This window comes from Methylomonas sp. 2BW1-5-20 (genome assembly GCF_052474515.1).
Map to the genome: position 1 here is coordinate 3,246,800 of NZ_CP184127.1, position 17,042 is coordinate 3,263,841.

Consider the following 17,042-nt stretch of genomic DNA (forward strand, 5'->3'; position numbering starts at 1 on the left):
GGTGCGAGTCGTCGTCAAGACCTGTGAAGTTGAGGAAATCATCAAGAAGTCCCGCTTCATCGGCATCATTAGCCCTTGCCAGACCGAACACGAAGCTTTGCGATTATTGAAGGAACTGCATCAACGCTATCCGGATGCCAGCCATATCGTTTACGCTTACCGCATCCAGTCACCGGACGGTTTGATTTGCCGTTTTCACGATGCCGGGGAACCCAGCGGCACCGCCGGCAAACCGATCTTTCAGCATCTGGAAGGCAAGCAATTAATCAATCTGGTCGTGGCGGTGATTCGTTATTTCGGCGGAGTGAAGCTGGGCGCGGGCGGTTTGACCCGCGCTTACGGGAATGTCGCCAAGCAAGTTATAGAAGCCGCCGACATCGTCGATTACATTGAATTTGTCGAGCTGACATTGATTCTGGATTACCACCGGCTGCAAGCGCTGGAATACCAACTGAAAAAACTGGACGGCAGTATTATCGGTCAGGATTTTTCCGATTCGGTACGGCTAACCGTCAAACTCCCCAAGAGCAATCTGCCCGCACTTAGCTCATTCCCGGATTAAAAACGGCTTATAACAGCCCAAGATGACAGCTTTATTTCACTTTTATTTCCCTAAAAGAAACAAACAATCCACTATTGCCGGCATTGTAAATAAAAAAATAAGGCTTATAGTAAAGTCGTCTTCATTGGTATCGACTGTATTCAGTCTAGGAGCAAAAATGAACAAATCGAACAATCTTTATAGAGACGTACTCACCGGGCTGTTTTTCACCACCGGCGTGTTTGGCTTCATGTCTGGCGAGTTCATCATCTCCACCATGCTGTTCGGCGCCGCTACTATCTCCAGTAATCTGGATTTTACCGGCTCGTTCCGCGCTTAAGTTTTGTTGTACCTCCCTCGTTGTTAAGCAGTTAATCTGTTTATTTCAAGCCCGTCAGCCGTCTCCGTGGCTGGCGGGCTCTTTTTAAAACCCTCTTGTTTCGCGTATTGTTTCGTAGGCTTTTCTGATCTGTTGGGTCTTTTGCTTGGCCATCTGCATCATTTCCTCCGGTAAACCTTTAGCCACCAGCTTGTCTGGATGGTGCTGACTCATCAAGCGCCGATAGGCTTTCTTCACATCCGCATCGGCCGCCGCCGCGGGTATGCCCAAGACAGCGTAAGCGTCTTCCAATTTCGACAAGCCTGATTTAGGTGGGAACTGTTCCCCTGATTGCTGAAAACGATGTTGCGCCTGTACTTGCCCCTTGATGACCTGATATTCGAAGCGCGATACGCCCAGTTGCGCGCAAATTTCCAACAACAGCTTTTCTTCCTTGGCATCGTAGACACCGTCGGCAAACGCCGCCTGAATCTGAATTTCCACAAAAATCCGCACCAGATGAGTACGGCGGTGGCATTCCACACGAAACTGCCGCAGCACGTCCGTCAACGGAAAATCGGCCTGCTTGCCCTGTTGAAACAATTGAACAGCGGCTTCGCGCAGCTCGGGGTTGAGCTCCATATTGTCCATTACCCGTTTCGCCAGCCCGATTTCTTCGTTGGAAACCCGGCCATCCGCCTTGGCGACATGGCCCATCACCGCGAACGTTGCCGTGAAAAACGCCATTTGCACCCGCTGCTGGTCGCCGGGATTAAATGACTCGCCTGCCATCCCGTCCATACCGGTATCGAACTGATGCCCTACCGATGCGCCGAAAATCGCTCCCAGAGGCCCGCCCAACATAAATCCAAACGCCCCACCTACCAACTTGCCCAACCAACTCATGCGTTTCCTACCCTCAACAGGTTTAATGATAAAATTACAGCCACTTTCCACTGACTCCGCACCCGTATTATGAATGCCCCCGCCGCACTTTACGAATCTTCCCTGCCACATTTGAAATTGCTCGGTCGCGGCAAAGTCCGCGATATGTACGAAATCGACGATAAACATTTGCTGATCGTCACCTCCGACCGGATGTCGGCATTCGACGTGATTATGCCCGATCCGATTCCCGGTAAAGGCCGCGTATTGACCAGGGTGAGTAATTTTTGGTTCGAAAAAATGCGGGGCATTATTCCCAACCACTTAAGCGACGACTTGACGCTGGCGGACGTGATTCCCGACTCCGATTTAAGAGCGCAAGTGGAAGGCCGGGCCATCATCGTCAAACGCCTGAAACCGCTGCCGGTGGAAGCCATTGTACGCGGCTATCTGATTGGCTCGGGCTGGAAGGATTACCAACGTTGCGGAGCAGTGTGCGGTATCGAACTACCGGCCGGCCTACAACAAGCACAACAATTGCCGCAGCCGATTTATACACCGTCCAGCAAGGCCGAAATGGGCACCCATGATGAAAACATCAGCTTCGCCGATACGGTCGCGTTAATGGGCGAAGAACTGGCCGGCAAAGTTCGCGACGCCAGCTTGCGACTTTACACGACAGCGGCTGATTACGCCCGCGAGCGCGGCATCATCATCGCCGATACCAAATTCGAGTTTGGTCTGGATGAAAGCGGCACACTGTATTTGATCGACGAAGCCTTGACCCCCGACTCATCCCGCTTTTGGCCGGTCGAACAATATCAGGTCGGCATCAGTCCGCCCAGCTTCGACAAACAATATCTGCGCGATTATCTGGAAACCCTGGATTGGAATAAAACCGCGCCCGGTCCGAAATTGCCGGAAGAAGTCAGCAGAAAATGCGCGGAGAAATATCGGGAAGCGGAATTGAAACTGATTGGAAGTTGAACCGATACCGAAGCCACCGTCCCGCACCACAAGCGGGATGGTGGTCTTCGATAATGAGCCTAAATCGGCTTGAATTGATAACCCTGCGCCGTTTGCCAGGATAAATAGACATTTTCGCCGTCGCCCAACAGAAACGCATCGTCCGCGCTTTCCGCCGTTTTAGCGACGACCTCAGGCTGAGACCAGCTTAACCCACCATCGGTGGACTTAATCAACTGCAACAGATTATCGTTGCCGTCGAATTCCGACCAGACCACAGTCACCTGCTCACGCCTTGCCAGCACATTGGGATGCTTGGCACCTTGACCGCCAAAACGGTAGGCTGGCGAATAACTCAGACCGCCATCCTTGGAGTGGCCGTAAAACAAGCCTTGTTTATCCGCAGCGCCGCTAAACCAAACCGCATGGTAAACGCCAGCATCGGTAATCGATAAAGCCGGGCCATGATGTGGACAGGCGTCGATTTTCCAGTTTTCTGCGCTGACGCGCTGCACCGGACCTGGTGTTCGCCAATCCTTAAATTTAACCAGCGCATGATCGCGGATGTTGCCGTCATAGACATGCCGCCACAGCACGACCGGCAAATTATCGGCATCGATTTCGACTCCCAAGCGGCAGCATTCGCAGCTATGCGGCGCCGCGATTTTATTGGGATAGAAACTTTTACCGCCATTATCCGACCAAGCGTAATACACGGCGGTACCGGCGTACTCTTGCCTGCCTGCCTTGGCCGCCTCTTTGTCTCGCGCATCCAGCCAGGCGACGAAAATCTCGCCATTTTTCCCTACTGCTAATGCGTCGAAGCGGTGGCCGATTACATCCAGGTTATCGTTAACCGTAACCGGTTTGGAAAAGCTGTTACCGCCGTCCACCGAACGGCTGAAACGGATATGACCGGTATGGCGTTTTTCCAGATTTTGGGTCCAGGTCAGGTAAATATTACCCTGCTCATCCAGCTTGATTTTCGGCCGGTATTCGCCGCGCGCGGCAATCGACTCGGGCTCGGCATTTACCGCAACCGGCACGGAAAAACTCGCACCTTTATCGGTCGACGACTGCAGATAAATACGATCGCGAACCACCCAGGCTAACCATAGAGTCCCTTTATTGTCGAAAGTCGCCGTTACAGTCTCGGAACACTCAATTACCGGACTTGCTTGTCCATCGGCACAATGCGCTTTTTTGTCGGCATACTGTTGATGACCGCTTGATTGCTCATCCGGTTTGAGTGCCGTCGATTCAGTGGCGCAACCGCCGGACGTCAACAAAATAATAATCGCCAACGGAATATGAAATTTCATCATCATTTATTGATAAAGTTACGAATGTTAGGCATACGCCACAGTCAATTGAGAACGCTTTACGGCATCAAAACCGGACTGGGCACTCTTGATTCATCCAATCAATCCGAGCAAACCATTATTAGTTAAATCTCAACGCCATAAAAGGGCTAACGAAATAATCTTACTCGAATTGGCTATCTCCCATCAAAAAACCCCTGCCAGCTTTTCAGCCGACAAGGGTTTGCAAATATAAACCGAGGAACGCTAATTATTCCGCGTCTAACTCATCCGCCGAGAGTTTTTTACCCGGAAAATAATTGGGTGCAACACTGATCAGAATCGTCAGCAGGGTAGCCACGTAAGGCACGGACTGCACCGCCAATACCGCCATCCACAGCCTGCCGCTCAGGTTATCGAAATGATCGATGGAACTCATTGCCAAGATACCTGCAATCAGTAAACTCAATAGCAATAACTCTTGCCAAATGATCAGCAAACCGGCCACCAAAGGCCCTTGTTGCTCGTACTTTGGCGTACGCATGAATGGTTTGCCGGAAGTGAACAAACCCTGCAAGGTACCGCGCGCCACGGTATGCGTTAGCGATAAACCCGCCAACGCAGCACCCAACGCATGGATCATTGAGCAGGCCACCCGCGCCTTGTACAACCACAAGCCACGCAAGATCTTAAAGGCAAATAGCCCTATGGTCGGTAACAGGAAGGCATTTACCGGCAGTTCGCTGTGGATAGGATCCGACACGATCAGCGCGGTCAATACCAAACTGGTTCCGGTAAACAGCAGCGCCAACGCATCGGAAAACCAAGGTAGCCAACCGGCCACAAAGTAATAACGCTGCGCGGATGTAAGCGAGGATTTTTTGTTGGGTAAAAAATGCCGCCAATGCTTTTTGATGATCTGCATCGCGCCATACACCCACCGAAAACGCTGCGTCATATAACCGGAGAAAGTATCCGGCATCAGACCGCGACCGAAAGACTCCTTGCAGTACACCGAGTCGTAACCGGCTTCGTACAAACGCAAGCCCAACTCGCTATCCTCGCAAATACACCACTCACCCCAGGGGCCGACTTTGTCGAACGCCGACTTGCGGACCATGGTCATCGTGCCGTGCTGAATAATGGCGTTGAATTCGTTACGCTGCACCATGCCGATATTGAAGAAACCGGCATATTCCCAGTAACAAATATCCTTGAAGGCACCTTGGTTGGCGTCGCGATAATCCTGCGGCGACTGCACAAAGCCGACATTTTCCTGATCGAAATACGGCACCATCGCTTTCAACCAATCCGGGTTCAAGATGTAATCGCTATCGATTACCGCGATGATCTCCGCATCTTCGGCGGTGTTGGTCAAGGCGTAATTGATCGCACCAGCCTTATATCCGGGCCAGTTATCCAAATGGAAGAAACGGAATCTAGCTCCTAAGCGATCGCAATCGTCACGCACCGGTTGCCATACCGTAGGGTCCTTGGTGTTGTTATCCATCACCAACACTTCGAAATTCGGGTAATCGACCTTGGCCAACGCATTCAAGGTCTTACGCACCATTTCCGGTGGCTCGTTATGAATCGGCAAATGGATGGACACTTTCGGATAACGAAAATCCGCCGAGGGTGTTAACGGCGTAAACGTCCGCCTGCCTTTTCTATGCCAAATGACTTCGGAAATTTCCAGGCTCTCTGTCAACAACACTAGAATAGCCATGGCCTGCATCATGAGCAAAATCGCCCAGAACACCACCGAAAAACTGGTCTGATATTGCGCAGCGGCAATCGAAGCCGACCAAAACAAGACCGAGGCCGCCAAGTTGGCGACAATACCGAAGAAAAATTTACCCGGCAGTTTCAAGCTCTTGCGTGTGAACAAGAACGCCGCCATCAAGATAATACTGAGTACCGCCGCCCCACTGGCCCAGTTACGCCATGTCGGGTTTGCCAATACATCGCCTTCCATCGGGAATTTCGGCTGCCGGTCGGCATTGAATAAGCCCCAGTAGGCACCGGCGGTACCTTCCAGCTTGATTTTCCAAGGCTGGTCGAACGCTTCCACCACGTAATAAATTACGTTTTCCGCCGTCGCCCGGTTCAGGAATTCGCGCAAAAACTTAGCTTGATTCGCCAACGAGGCTGTTGCCGCTTTTTGCGGCGGACCGTCGGAAGGCCAACCCACCTCGGTTATGACTATGGTTTTGTTGGGATACAACTGTTGTAATTCGTAATAACGCTTGAATACATATTCGACCGCATTATCGCCCTCCGCGCCTTGCGGCAAATCAACCGGCACGCCTTCCCAGTAAGGCAGAATGTGTACGGCAATGTAATCGACTTCAGCTGCCAATGCCGGGCTCGCTACCCATATATCCCAAGTCTCGGCAGTACTGACCGGCTTCCAGGTACGTTTTTTCACTTCACGAATATACTCGATCAGTTCGTTGGCCTTAGCTGCAACCTCGGCTTTAACGTCCGCCTCTATCTTTAGTTGCAGATCTTGTTCGCTCATCGAACCGGCGAACTCCTGACGATCCTTCTGGGCGACGGTGCCGCTAATTTTATTTCTGAACCGCAGCAAGGATTCGTTACCGACCAAAGTACGGACTATGGTTTTGGGATATTGATTGGTTAGATTGATCAGACTTTCGACTTCGCGATGGTTTTTATCCAATCTTTTCTGGGTGTTCTCCAATCTTTTTTGCGCATCCTCTTCCGCGCTATCGTCATCGACGAGATCAACCCAGCAGCCCATCGCCAAATTAATGGCATTCTTGGCAGTCAGCTCGGGCACAACTTCCATTCCTTCCAACGCTGTGTAAGTTCTTATGGAATGCGCTTTACCGGACAGCAATTCCAGATCGGATTGAATCTGTTCCCTGGTTGGAAAAACTCCGTCGGCGGGATTGAAATCTCGACCTTTGGGGTTAAAGGTTACCCCCATCATGGTATCGCTCCACGACGGCAGTTTTAGCGGGTTATTCACGTAAGACCAGATACCCAGGTTGATGACAACCAACAGTACCAAGGTGAAAAATGTGGCAATTTTCGCTTTCATTTCGACAGAAAGACTCCGCGTTAGAGGGTTATGTGAATTGATATTTTTAGTTATTACGACATTACACAGCCAATCCCTCGGCGGACTACAATGCGTTTAATTACAGCATCTGATTTCGACAGAGCGCTTGGCGCGCGTCTAATGCGGGCCACCCATCCTGTCTGGTAACAGATTTACCAGCAAAACACAGCGGCATATTTAGAATACCCGCCCAAGGACAAACACCGGCGGCATCCTCGCCAGCCAAGAGCCGGTATTGAATGCCGCCACACTTAGCTCAACCTTAAGCAGGTATGCGGGAAACTTTTATTTCAAAGAAAGGGTTTCTACACGCCCCTTGATTTCAATATTCAGTTTGTCTTCTTTAGCCAGCCAACCGATAGCGCGCTGCACATCGTTCTTGCCTAAGCCGGTTTCGGTTGTGACTTTATTAACGCTGGCTTCGCCATGCGTGTTCAAAAATTGCCAGACTGCTCCAGCCGCTTCGCCAATTGTATCTACCATTTCAACTCCTCATCATTTAAACAACAAAAAAAATCGGGTGTTTTTAGTTGCGCGATCAGCCATGTGCCGAATAAAACGTCAGGCAGCAATAGCAACTAACGTTCGTCAGGCAGCACAATATTGAGTTCCAGGGTTTCCTGGTTTCCATCCTGTTCAAAATTAACGGTAATGGCATCCTGGCCGACATTGACATATTTACGGATCACTGCCAACAGCTCTTGCTGTAGCTCGGGCAAATAGGAAGGCTGATTTCGCGAAGCCCGCTCATGAGCCACCAGAATTTGCAACCTCTCCTTCGCCAGCGATGCCGTATTGGTTTTCGATGATCTGAAGTAATCTAAGAGACTCATCACTTGCTCCCGAATAGCTTACTAAATAAGCCTTTCTTCTCTTCCTCGATGAAACGATGTGGTCTGCTTTCGCCCAAATATCGCGCGACGATGTCCGCATAAGCCTGACCGGCATCGCTTTGCTCGTCGAGTATCACTGGTGTGCCGGAGTTTGACGCATTCAATACCGATTTGGATTCAGGAATAACGCCCAACAAATGCAGCGACAAAATTTCCTGAACGTCTTCAACGCTGAGCATTTCGCCCAACTTTACCCGGTCCGGCGAATAACGCGATAACAACAAATATTCTTTGATCGGCTCTTCGCCGTTTTCGGCGCGGCGCGATTTGCTGGATAAAATACCCAGCATGCGATCGGAATCCCTTACCGACGAAACCTCGGGATTGGTAACCACAAAAGCGTCGTCCGCGAAGTACATGGCAAGTGTAGCACCTCGCTCTATTCCTGCCGGCGAGTCACAGACTATATATTTAAAGTCTTTAGATAATTCTTCCAGGATCTTACCGACGCCTTCCGTCGTTAAAGCATCTTTATCGCGCGTCTGCGAAGCCGGCAAGATAAATAACTGATCGCAACGCTTATCCCGGATCAAAGCTTGATTTAGAGTTGCTTCGTTATTGATGACATTCACCAAATCGTAAACCACGCGACGCTCGCAGCCCATGATTAAATCCAGATTACGCAGCCCCACATCGAAATCGATGACAGCGGTTTTGTGGCCGCGCTTCGCCAAGCCCATGGCGATGGCGGCACTCGTTGTGGTTTTGCCCACGCCACCTTTCCCCGATGTTACTACGATGATTCTGGCCAATGTTGTTCCTCCAAGAAAAGCTTAAATATCTTTGATAATCAGCGTCTGGTTATCCAGACTGATCTGTACGGGTTTATGCGCCGCCTGTTTCAAGTCATCGCTGATCTGATAAATACCGGCTATCGAAATCAATTCCGCCTGCAAATCCGAGCAAAAAATCCGGCTGTTAACATCACCCAACACACCGGCCAGCGCCCGTCCGCGCAAGGATCCGTAAATGTGAATATTGCCTTCCGCCATGATTTCCGCGCCAGCACTAACGGTTGCAGTGACGATCAAATCGCCTTTCGCATAAACCCGCTGCCCGGAACGAATCGGCTGAGTAACCAATTTATTCTCTACCGACTGATTGGCTGGTTTTTGTTCTTCCGGCGCGGGAGTCGACAACGTTTTTGCCGGCGTTTTGTTGACCAGGGGCGCGTTACTGCCATGCAGCGAGTGTTGCGGGAGATTCATCGCCAACGCATCGCCGTTTTGTTTTTCGTTACCGCCGCGAATCCCCACCGGCATAAAACCGTGCCGACGCACTAAGCCGACCAATTCGACAAAGTCGATAGCCAAATTTTGCGCATTGAGCTTTTGCAGATCGATGAGTAACGGCGAATTTTTAAAAAACTCGGGGGCTTGCACCACCTTTTCCTGAAGCTGCTGATCAATGAGAGCGATGTCGTTACTGGCTAACAGCAGCACTGGCACCGTCAAAGAGGTACTTTTAAACTCCAAAGCTGTTTTTTGTGAAGTAGGTGCGCCGGTTGACATCGAGTATGGAAAATCAGCTGCTGAATGCTTGAAATACTATCATTTTCCGTGACAAAAAGCACAGATCCTTACAGTAAAAACAGGGTTGCCAAACCCAAAAACGCCATGAATCCAACCACATCGGTCACGGTGGTAAGCAAGACCCCACCAGCCAGCGCCGGGTCCACGCCGATCTTGTCCAGCAATACCGGAATCGCCACACCGGACAGAGCCGCACATACCAAATTGATCAGCATCGCCACACCCAGCAGCACCCCAATGTGCGAATTGTGAAACCACAGACCGGCCACCACCGCAACAACTACCGCCCAGACTAGGCCGTTCAGCAAGCCGACCGACACTTCTTTAAACAATAAGCTCATGGCGTTACTGGTCGTTACCTGTCTAAGCGCCAAGCCCCTGACGACCAAGGTCAGTGTCTGACTGCCGGCAATCCCGCCCATACTGGCAACAATCGGCATCAATACCGCCAACGCAACAATCTGCTGAATAGCGTTTTCGAACAAATCGATAACCGACGCCGCCAAGAACGCGGTAAGTAAATTCACGCCCAACCATAGCGCCCGTCGCTTGGCGCTACTGAATACCGGGGCGAACATATCCTGCTCTTCACTCAAGCCCGCCATGCTCATCAAGGAATGATTGGCTTCCTCCCTGATCAGTCCCACGACATCGTCGATAGTGATGCGTCCCAGCACTTTGCCGTCATCCGCCAGCACCGGAGCCGACAGCAGCTTTCTTCGCTCGAATAAACCCGCCACATCGCGACTGGACATGCCATAAGGAATACCGGTAGCACGCGCATCCATAATCGACTCTACCTTGGTGTGCGGATCGTGCGTCAGTAACTGATTAATCGGCAACAAGCCCTGAAACTGCTCTTTGCGATCCACCACGATCAAACTATCGGTGGCTGCAGGCATATTGCCGCGCAAGCGCAAATAGCGCGTTACCACATCCAGAGTCACGTCGGCGCGAATAGTTAATACATCGTCCGACATCAGGCCGCCCGCAGTATGCTCGTCATAGCTAAGCGCTTTTTCGATGCGATTACGGTTGTGCACGCCGATGGACTCCATCACTTGCGAAAGCAAGGGCTCCGGCAACACATGCAATAAATCCACCATCCCCTCGGCGCCCATCGACTCGGTGGCGGCTATCAAATCCTTTCTGTCGGTAACCTTCAGCAGACTGCTGCCCACTTCGACATTGACTGCAACCAGAACATCACCGATCACACTAGGCGGAATGACGGCCCACAGCTTCGCTCGCTGTTCCGGTTCCAGCGCCTCCAAAATATGCGCAGCTTCCGCCGGATACAAGGAACGGACCAAATTTCTAATCTCGATTAGAGAACCGCTCGCCAACGCTTCCGTCGCGCGATCTATTAGATGCTCGGTGTTTTCAAGCTTTGCTGCTGATGTCATGGGTAAAAACCAAGAAATTGGGCTAGACAATTGCGTTAACGCAATTCCCGATGCCTGACGATAACGTTAGGAGTAATGCCTTGAAAATGCTTACTCAATGCTTCAACCAGATAAACCGAACGATGCTGGCCGCCGGTACAACCGATCGCGATCGTTAAATAGCTGCGATTATCCGACTCGAATCGCGGCGCCCAACGCCCGATGAAATAGCCTATATCATGCAGAAACTCCTTTACTATGGCTTCGTTCTGCAAAAAATCGATAACTTCGGCATGCTTGCCGGTCAATCCCCGCAACTCCGGCGCCCAATACGGATTGGGCAGACTGCGGGCATCGAACACAAAATCCGCGTCTAGCGGAATACCGTATTTAAAACCAAAGGACTGGAACAAAATCGACAAGGAGCTCTTGCCCTTCTCGCCCAGCCGGTTTTTCAATAAATCCCGTAACTGATGATAATGGGTATAACTGGTATCGATGACAATATCGGCACGAGTCGCCACCGGCCGCAGCATTTCCCGTTCTATTTCCAAAGCCTCGCGCAACGGCCGGCTTTCGGTAGTCAACGGATGACGGCGGCGGGTTTCGCTGTAACGCTTCAGAATAATATTCTCGTCCGCCTCCATGTAAACCAGTTCGCAATCGATACCCTTATCGCGAATGGATGCCAGACTATCCGGAAAATCCGCCAGCTTCTGATTACGGTTCCTGGCATCGATACCGATGGCGGTTTTACTGTAGGTTTCCTGATCTTTCAGCATGACATGATCGACAAAATCCTCCAGCAAAGTCACGGGAAGATTATCGATACAGTAATAGCCGCAGTCTTCCAAGGTATCCAATGCGATACTTTTTCCCGACCCCGATAATCCGCTGACGATGACAAGTTTCATATCCAAATCGATACAGAGCGAAAACCGCGCTCACTCTGTATCGCTTAACCTCAAATTAACGATGGTTCTGATTTTTTTCTTTATGTTTGACAATTTGTCTGTCGAGCTTGTCGACCATACTGTCGATAGCCGCATACATATCTTCTTGTACATCTTCGGCATACAGTTTGGCTCCGCTGATTTGCACGGCCGCTTCGGCTTTTTGCTCCAGCTTTTCAACGGTCAAAATGACATGAACATCAACGACGTTATCGAAATGACGTTTGATTTTGCTAATTTTTTCATCAACATAGGCTTTTAATGCCTCTGTAACTTCTACGTGATGACCTGTGATACTGACTTGCATGGAATACTCCTGTTTTTAAAAATTATTCTTCCAGTAGATTAAATATGCCTTTTCCGTTGGCTAGTTGAAGGGATGGACATCGCTTCCCGATATTTGGCAATGGTGCGGCGCGCGACATTAATGCCCTTCTCATTCAATAAGTCCGATATTTTACTATCGCTTAATGGCTTGGCCGGATTTTCACTGCCAACCAACTCTTTTATCAGCGCCCGAATCGCGGTCGCCGAACACTCGCCTCCGCCATCGGTACTGACATGGCTGGAGAAAAAATATTTAAACTCGATGACACCGTGCGGCGTGTGCATATATTTCTGCGTGGTCACCCGGGAGATGGTGGATTCGTGCAACTCCAATTCCTCGGCGATGTCGCGCAAGACCATCGGTTTCATCGCAATCGCACCGTGCTCAAAAAAATCACCTTGTTTTTCGACGATACTTTTCGCCACGCGCAACAGGGTATCGTTGCGGCTATGCAGGCTTTTGATAAACCAGCGCGCCTCCTGCAAATGGTTTTTCATGCTGACATTGTCCTGGCTGTTGTCGGCACGCTTGATCATTCCGGAGTAAAAAGGATTAACCCGTAATTTAGGCGCAATATCGGGATTTAAGGTTACCAGCCAATTACCGTTAACCTTGACCACAAACACGTCCGGGATCACATATTCGACATCGGACTCCTGCAAGCGGGCGCCCGGTTTCGGATCCAGAGTTCTGATCAGTGCCAATATGCCTTTCAAGGTCTCTTCGTTCAAACCGATCCGCTTCATCAGCCGGGCTTGATCGCAACTGGCCAACAAATCCAAATGCCTGTGAACGAAATCCAGCGCTTCGGCCTTGTATTGCGTTGTATCCGGCAATTGTTGCAACTGCAAACCCAGACAATCGGCCAAATCGAGTGCGGCAACGCCAACCGGATCGAAATTTTGCACCATGTGCAAAACAGCCTGCACCTCGTCCATCTCCAAGCCATCCAATTGCTCCTGCAGGCCCTGCAAAATGTCCGTCAATTCGCTGGTCACATAGCCGTCGTCATTCACCGCATCGATGATTGCAGTAGCAATCGCATAATCGCGGTCGGAGATCGGAATCAGCTCCAGCTGCCACACCAGATGATCGCGCAAGGACTCGGACTTACCGCGAAAAGCCTCAAACTCGGGACTGTCACTATCGTCGCCGCCGCTAGGCAACGAACTTTCGTAGACATCGTCCCAACTGACGTCAACCGGCAATTCATCCGGCATATCGGTTTGCGAACCTTCGCTGGTCACCTGATCGGTGTTATCGAGCTTCTTATCCCGAAAATCGATGTTGGGCAAATCCTCTTCATCCAATTCCAGCATCATGTTGGATTCTAAGGCTTGCTGAATTTCCTGTTGCAAATCCAAGGTCGACATCTGCAACAGCTTGATCGCCTGCTGCAATTGCGGCGTCATGGTCAGACTCTGACCTATTCGGAGTTGTAGAGATTGCTTCATGACTATTCGAATTTCATAAACTAAATTTCTCGCCTAGATACACTCTACGCACCTCTTCGTTATCCACCAACTGGCGCGACTGGCCTTCGGCTATAACCTTACCATTATTCAAAATATAAGCGCGATCACATATCTCCAATGTCTCTCTCACTTTATGCTCGGTAATCAAAATACCGATGCCTCGGTGCTTCAAATGGGCAATGATTTTTTGCAACTCCAGCACCGAGATCGGATCCACGCCGGCGAAAGGCTCGTCCAATAAAATAAACTGCGGCTCGCTAGCCAAGGCTCGGGCAATTTCCACCCGCCGCCGTTCGCCGCCGGACAGGCCCAAAGCCACCTGATTGCGCAAATGGTTGATATTAAACTCCGTCAACAACTCGTCAATCAATAACTCGATTTGGCCGTCGGTCAAGTCAGGGCGAATCTGCAACACCGCCCGCAGATTGTCGGCCACGCTCAACTTGCGAAATACCGAAGCTTCTTGAGCCAAATAACCTATCCCCAGCCGTGCGCGCCTATGCATCGGATGATGAGTAATCCGCTGATCGTCCAAAAAAATATCGCCGCTATCGGCTTTCACCAACCCGACCATCATATAAAAGCTGGTGGTCTTTCCGGCGCCATTCGGACCCAGCAGACCGACCACCTCGCCAGTCTCGACCCGCAAACTGACGCCATCGACGACATTTCGGTTGTTGTAGCGTTTGAACAACTGTTCCGCAAGCAATCGCGCCATTATTGAGCCTGCTTGGCTTTAGGCTTGGGCTTGATCACCGAATGCACACGTTTGCCGTCGGAGCTTTGTTCGCCGGCCTTCAACAGGGAATTAAGTGTATCGTACTCGATATATTCACTGGATTGTTTGGCATCGCCCTGCCAAACCGACGCATTCTGCATAAATATCAACAAATTTTTGTCAGGGTAGTATTCGTTAATCAAGCCTTCGCCATGCATCTCGTCCTTACCGACCGCCGGCAACTGTTTGAATCTTGACGGCTTGCCGGTCGCAATCAATTTGTTGATGGCGCCGTCCTTCAAATAAACCACCAACTTGTCGGCATCGATTTTGATCGTACCCTGGGTCGCCACTACATTGCCGGTATAGGTACTAATTTGCGCTTTTTCGTCGTAAACCGCGTTGTTGGAATCGATATAAATAGGCTGTTCGGAATCGGACTCCAATCCAAACGCCATCCGCACCGACAATAACAGGCCAAGTCCGACCATTTTACTTAATTTCATAGCGACCTTTCACTTTGGACAACAATTTCAGGTGAATCGGACTAACAAAAGTCGCTTCCATTCCTATTCCCGCCGTCTTGTTGGGTGGACTGATAATCTCGGCCCACGCCTGTGTCTCCGCATAATGGCTGGCGAGTTTGACCCGCAAATCCGATGTATTAATGGTCAACGCCGAGTTGGTCTTCGACGCCTCCCGATTGATATAAGTACTACCATTGAGTTGCAAATTATCGCCGTCCGCCGCCATTACGCCGCTGTCGGCTTTAATCAGCCAAGGCATCTGGTCGGGGTTGTATAGACTCATGACCGGCTTTTCCAGATGCGTGCTGCCGTCGGCTTTAAAATGCTGCATTTTTTCCGCCGCTAATTCGCTTTTCGCCACGCCGTCGATATTCATTTCTTTTTTGAAATAACCCTCGCTGAAAAAATCGGGGCTATTTTCGGCGATTTTGATTTCGGCATCGCGCTGCTCGTTAAGCTGCACCAGCCACCAGGACAGCAGCGCGGCCACTCCGACATAAATAAAAATCCGCAGATTTTGCAGCAATCTCATAAATAGGTTTGCAAAACGCCTTCAAAAGTACCCTGGGCTTGCATGATCAAATCGCAAATCTCCCGCACCGCACCTAAACCGCCGGCCGTTTGCGTTTGCCAATGCGCATGTTCTTTTACCGCGAAATTGGCATCCTGTACCGCCACCGCGAAACCAACTTGCCGCATGACCGGCAAATCCAGAATATCGTCGCCGATATACGCCACATGTTCAGGCTTCAACGCCAAGCGTTGCAAAATTTCGGCGAACGCGACGCGCTTGTTTTCGTGACCTTGATAGACATGTTCGACCCCCAAGCCTTGCATGCGTAAAGTAACCGAATTGGATTTACGGCCGGAAATCACCGCCACTTCCACCCCGGTTTGCCGCAGCAATTTGATGCCGTGACCGTCCCGAGCGTGGAAACATTTGTATTCCTTACCGTTATCGTCGAAAAACAAACGGCCATCGGTCAATACGCCATCCACATCCAAAATCAAAAGCTTTAACTGCTTAACAATCTCTAATTGTTGCGAATTTAACTCGAACATTTCGCAGCTCTCAAACTATCCCGGCCCGCAGTAAATCGTGCATGCTCAAGGCGCCCAGCAATTTTTGCCGTTCATCAACCACCAACAGGGCGTTGATTTTTTTGGTTTCCATGATTTGCATAGCCTCGGCCGCCAACATATCGACACCAATGACCTTACAAGGCCCGGTCATGACTTCGTCTACCCGTGTCGCGTGTACATCCAGGTTTTTTTCCAACATGCGCCGCAAATCACCGTCGGTAAATATGCCGGCAACTCGCCCCGCGCCGTCAACAACTGCAGTCATACCCATTTTTTTACCGGTCATTTCCAGCAATGCATCGCTCACCAAAACCGTATCCTCGACCACCGGCACCTCGCCGCCTCGATGCATGATGTCGCTGACTTGCAGCAATAAGCGCTTGCCGAGGCTGCCTCCGGGGTGAGATAACGCAAAATCGTCGCGGGTAAATCCCTTGCTTTGCAGCAACGACACCGCCAACGCATCCCCCATTACCAATGCCGCCGTGGTACTGGCGGTCGGCGCCAATCCCAGCGGACAAGCCTCTTGCTCGACAGCCACGTTAATATGTACCGTGGAAAATTTAGCTAAAGCCGATTCTGGATTGCCTGTCAGCGCTATCAGCGGTACGCCGAGTCGCTTAATAATAGGCAAAATCGTCAAGATTTCTTCGGTTTCGCCGGAATTGGATAAAGCCAACACCACGTCTTGCCGGGTAATCATTCCGAGATCGCCATGACTGGCTTCGCCCGGATGCACAAAAAACGCCGGCGTGCCGGTACTAGCCAAGGTCGCGGCAATTTTACCGGCAATATGCCCGGACTTGCCCATGCCGGTAACCACTACCCGGCCTTTACAAGCCAGCAATAAACCACAGGCACTGACGAATTGCTCATCGATACGCGCAGCCAAGCCGGCAACCGCCTGCATTTCGGTTTGAATCACCGCCAACGCCAACGCTTGTATATCTTGATCACGACCCACGCAAATCGACTCCACGCACCGACACAAAAAGGAACCATTATTGCATGTTATTCACCGACTTTTCACCCCAAGTCATTGACT

The 17,042-nt window shown here is 50.7% G+C and carries 19 protein-coding genes; 3 read left to right on the forward strand and 16 right to left on the reverse strand.

The annotated features are described in order from the left end of the window. Position 1: 1 nt before the first annotated feature. Both ACH50O_RS14945 and ACH50O_RS14950 read left to right on the forward strand, forming a co-directional pair. Positions 2-562, forward strand: a complete 561-nt coding sequence (locus tag ACH50O_RS14945) for an IMPACT family protein (RefSeq protein WP_446808570.1) — start codon at positions 2-4, stop codon at positions 560-562. Between the two features lie 157 nt (positions 563-719). Next, complete coding sequence (locus ACH50O_RS14950) at positions 720-881, forward strand: hypothetical protein (RefSeq protein ID WP_165917754.1); 162 nt, start codon at positions 720-722, stop codon at positions 879-881. An 84-nt stretch (positions 882-965) separates the two neighbouring features. Here ACH50O_RS14950 and djlA read toward each other — a convergent pair whose 3' ends face one another. Further along, positions 966-1,766 carry a co-chaperone DjlA gene (gene djlA, locus ACH50O_RS14955; protein WP_446808571.1) on the reverse strand — a complete coding sequence of 267 codons (801 nt, stop codon included), beginning with the start codon at positions 1,764-1,766 and terminating at the stop codon, positions 966-968. 69 nt (positions 1,767-1,835) lie between these two features. Here djlA and ACH50O_RS14960 point away from each other — a divergent pair, with 69 nt between their 5' ends. Further along, positions 1,836-2,732 carry a phosphoribosylaminoimidazolesuccinocarboxamide synthase gene (locus tag ACH50O_RS14960; RefSeq protein ID WP_446808572.1) on the forward strand — a complete coding sequence of 299 codons (897 nt, stop codon included), beginning with the start codon at positions 1,836-1,838 and terminating at the stop codon, positions 2,730-2,732. Positions 2,733-2,791: 59 nt separating this feature from the next. Here the strand turns inward: ACH50O_RS14960 and ACH50O_RS14965 are convergent, their stop codons facing one another. The 15 genes from ACH50O_RS14965 to ACH50O_RS15035 form a co-directional block, all read right to left on the reverse strand. Continuing rightward, positions 2,792-4,039 (reverse strand): sialidase family protein, encoded by a 1,248-nt coding sequence (locus tag ACH50O_RS14965; protein WP_446808573.1) that lies wholly within the window; start codon positions 4,037-4,039, stop codon positions 2,792-2,794. Positions 4,040-4,283: 244 nt separating this feature from the next. After that, complete coding sequence (locus tag ACH50O_RS14970) at positions 4,284-7,082, reverse strand: glycosyltransferase (RefSeq protein WP_446808574.1); 2,799 nt, start codon at positions 7,080-7,082, stop codon at positions 4,284-4,286. A 306-nt stretch (positions 7,083-7,388) separates the two neighbouring features. Continuing rightward, the gene (locus ACH50O_RS14975) at positions 7,389-7,586 is read right to left on the reverse strand and encodes a winged helix-turn-helix domain-containing protein (protein ID WP_446808575.1); all 198 of its coding nucleotides are present in this window, start codon (positions 7,584-7,586) and stop codon (positions 7,389-7,391) included. 95 nt (positions 7,587-7,681) lie between these two features. Beyond that, positions 7,682-7,936, reverse strand: a complete 255-nt coding sequence (minE, locus tag ACH50O_RS14980) for a cell division topological specificity factor MinE (protein ID WP_020483546.1) — start codon at positions 7,934-7,936, stop codon at positions 7,682-7,684. Continuing rightward, positions 7,936-8,748, reverse strand: a complete 813-nt coding sequence (gene minD / locus ACH50O_RS14985) for a septum site-determining protein MinD (RefSeq protein WP_446808576.1) — start codon at positions 8,746-8,748, stop codon at positions 7,936-7,938. Before minD ends, minE begins: the two co-directional genes overlap by 1 nt. A 21-nt stretch (positions 8,749-8,769) precedes the next feature. Continuing rightward, positions 8,770-9,507: a septum site-determining protein MinC gene (gene minC / locus ACH50O_RS14990; RefSeq protein ID WP_446808577.1), complete on the reverse strand. Its 738-nt coding sequence runs from the start codon at positions 9,505-9,507 to the stop codon at positions 8,770-8,772. A 68-nt stretch (positions 9,508-9,575) separates the two neighbouring features. Further along, positions 9,576-10,934, reverse strand: a complete 1,359-nt coding sequence (gene mgtE / locus ACH50O_RS14995; protein WP_446808578.1) for a magnesium transporter — start codon at positions 10,932-10,934, stop codon at positions 9,576-9,578. Between the two features lie 35 nt (positions 10,935-10,969). Next, positions 10,970-11,827 carry an RNase adapter RapZ gene (gene rapZ / locus ACH50O_RS15000; RefSeq protein ID WP_446808579.1) on the reverse strand — a complete coding sequence of 286 codons (858 nt, stop codon included), beginning with the start codon at positions 11,825-11,827 and terminating at the stop codon, positions 10,970-10,972. A 55-nt stretch (positions 11,828-11,882) separates the two neighbouring features. Then, positions 11,883-12,173, reverse strand: a complete 291-nt coding sequence (hpf, locus tag ACH50O_RS15005) for a ribosome hibernation-promoting factor, HPF/YfiA family (protein WP_036272894.1) — start codon at positions 12,171-12,173, stop codon at positions 11,883-11,885. A gap of 38 nt (positions 12,174-12,211) precedes the next feature. Continuing rightward, entirely contained in the window at positions 12,212-13,648 is a 1,437-nt protein-coding gene (locus ACH50O_RS15010) for an RNA polymerase factor sigma-54 (RefSeq protein WP_446808580.1), read from the reverse strand. A 13-nt stretch (positions 13,649-13,661) separates the two neighbouring features. Further along, on the reverse strand, positions 13,662-14,387 hold the full coding sequence (gene lptB, locus ACH50O_RS15015; protein WP_446808581.1) for an LPS export ABC transporter ATP-binding protein: 726 nt from the start codon (positions 14,385-14,387) through the stop codon (positions 13,662-13,664). Continuing rightward, positions 14,387-14,893, reverse strand: coding sequence for a lipopolysaccharide transport periplasmic protein LptA (gene lptA, locus ACH50O_RS15020; protein WP_446808582.1), 507 nt, complete (start codon positions 14,891-14,893; stop codon positions 14,387-14,389). The genes lptB and lptA overlap by 1 nt, the downstream gene beginning before the upstream one ends. Further along, the gene (lptC, locus tag ACH50O_RS15025; RefSeq protein ID WP_446808583.1) at positions 14,880-15,446 is read right to left on the reverse strand and encodes an LPS export ABC transporter periplasmic protein LptC; all 567 of its coding nucleotides are present in this window, start codon (positions 15,444-15,446) and stop codon (positions 14,880-14,882) included. Before lptC ends, lptA begins: the two co-directional genes overlap by 14 nt. Further along, a complete protein-coding gene (gene kdsC / locus ACH50O_RS15030; RefSeq protein ID WP_446808584.1) occupies positions 15,443-15,976 on the reverse strand; it encodes a 3-deoxy-manno-octulosonate-8-phosphatase KdsC in 534 nt (177 codons plus the stop codon). Before kdsC ends, lptC begins: the two co-directional genes overlap by 4 nt. A gap of 10 nt (positions 15,977-15,986) precedes the next feature. Next, positions 15,987-16,961, reverse strand: a complete 975-nt coding sequence (locus tag ACH50O_RS15035; RefSeq protein ID WP_446808585.1) for a KpsF/GutQ family sugar-phosphate isomerase — start codon at positions 16,959-16,961, stop codon at positions 15,987-15,989. Positions 16,962-17,042: the final 81 nt, after the last annotated feature.

Excerpts from the sequence above, each read along its gene's own strand:
- ACH50O_RS14975 (WP_446808575.1), bottom strand. The coding sequence starts at position 7,586 with ATGGTAGATACAATTGGCGAAGCGGCTGGAGCAGTCTGGCAATTTTTG.
- hpf (WP_036272894.1), bottom strand. The coding sequence starts at position 12,173 with ATGCAAGTCAGTATCACAGGTCATCACGTAGAAGTTACAGAGGCATTA.
- ACH50O_RS14960 (WP_446808572.1), top strand. The coding sequence starts at position 1,836 with ATGAATGCCCCCGCCGCACTTTACGAATCTTCCCTGCCACATTTGAAA.
- minC (WP_446808577.1), bottom strand. The coding sequence starts at position 9,507 with ATGTCAACCGGCGCACCTACTTCACAAAAAACAGCTTTGGAGTTTAAA.
- ACH50O_RS14950 (WP_165917754.1), top strand. The coding sequence starts at position 720 with ATGAACAAATCGAACAATCTTTATAGAGACGTACTCACCGGGCTGTTT.
- minE (WP_020483546.1), bottom strand. The coding sequence starts at position 7,936 with ATGAGTCTCTTAGATTACTTCAGATCATCGAAAACCAATACGGCATCG.
- lptC (WP_446808583.1), bottom strand. The coding sequence starts at position 15,446 with ATGAGATTGCTGCAAAATCTGCGGATTTTTATTTATGTCGGAGTGGCC.
- lptA (WP_446808582.1), bottom strand. The coding sequence starts at position 14,893 with ATGAAATTAAGTAAAATGGTCGGACTTGGCCTGTTATTGTCGGTGCGG.
- lptB (WP_446808581.1), bottom strand. The coding sequence starts at position 14,387 with ATGGCGCGATTGCTTGCGGAACAGTTGTTCAAACGCTACAACAACCGA.
- mgtE (WP_446808578.1), bottom strand. The coding sequence starts at position 10,934 with ATGACATCAGCAGCAAAGCTTGAAAACACCGAGCATCTAATAGATCGC.
- djlA (WP_446808571.1), bottom strand. The coding sequence starts at position 1,766 with ATGAGTTGGTTGGGCAAGTTGGTAGGTGGGGCGTTTGGATTTATGTTG.
- ACH50O_RS15010 (WP_446808580.1), bottom strand. The coding sequence starts at position 13,648 with ATGAAGCAATCTCTACAACTCCGAATAGGTCAGAGTCTGACCATGACG.
- kdsC (WP_446808584.1), bottom strand. The coding sequence starts at position 15,976 with ATGTTCGAGTTAAATTCGCAACAATTAGAGATTGTTAAGCAGTTAAAG.
- ACH50O_RS14970 (WP_446808574.1), bottom strand. The coding sequence starts at position 7,082 with ATGAAAGCGAAAATTGCCACATTTTTCACCTTGGTACTGTTGGTTGTC.
- rapZ (WP_446808579.1), bottom strand. The coding sequence starts at position 11,827 with ATGAAACTTGTCATCGTCAGCGGATTATCGGGGTCGGGAAAAAGTATC.
- ACH50O_RS14965 (WP_446808573.1), bottom strand. The coding sequence starts at position 4,039 with ATGATGATGAAATTTCATATTCCGTTGGCGATTATTATTTTGTTGACG.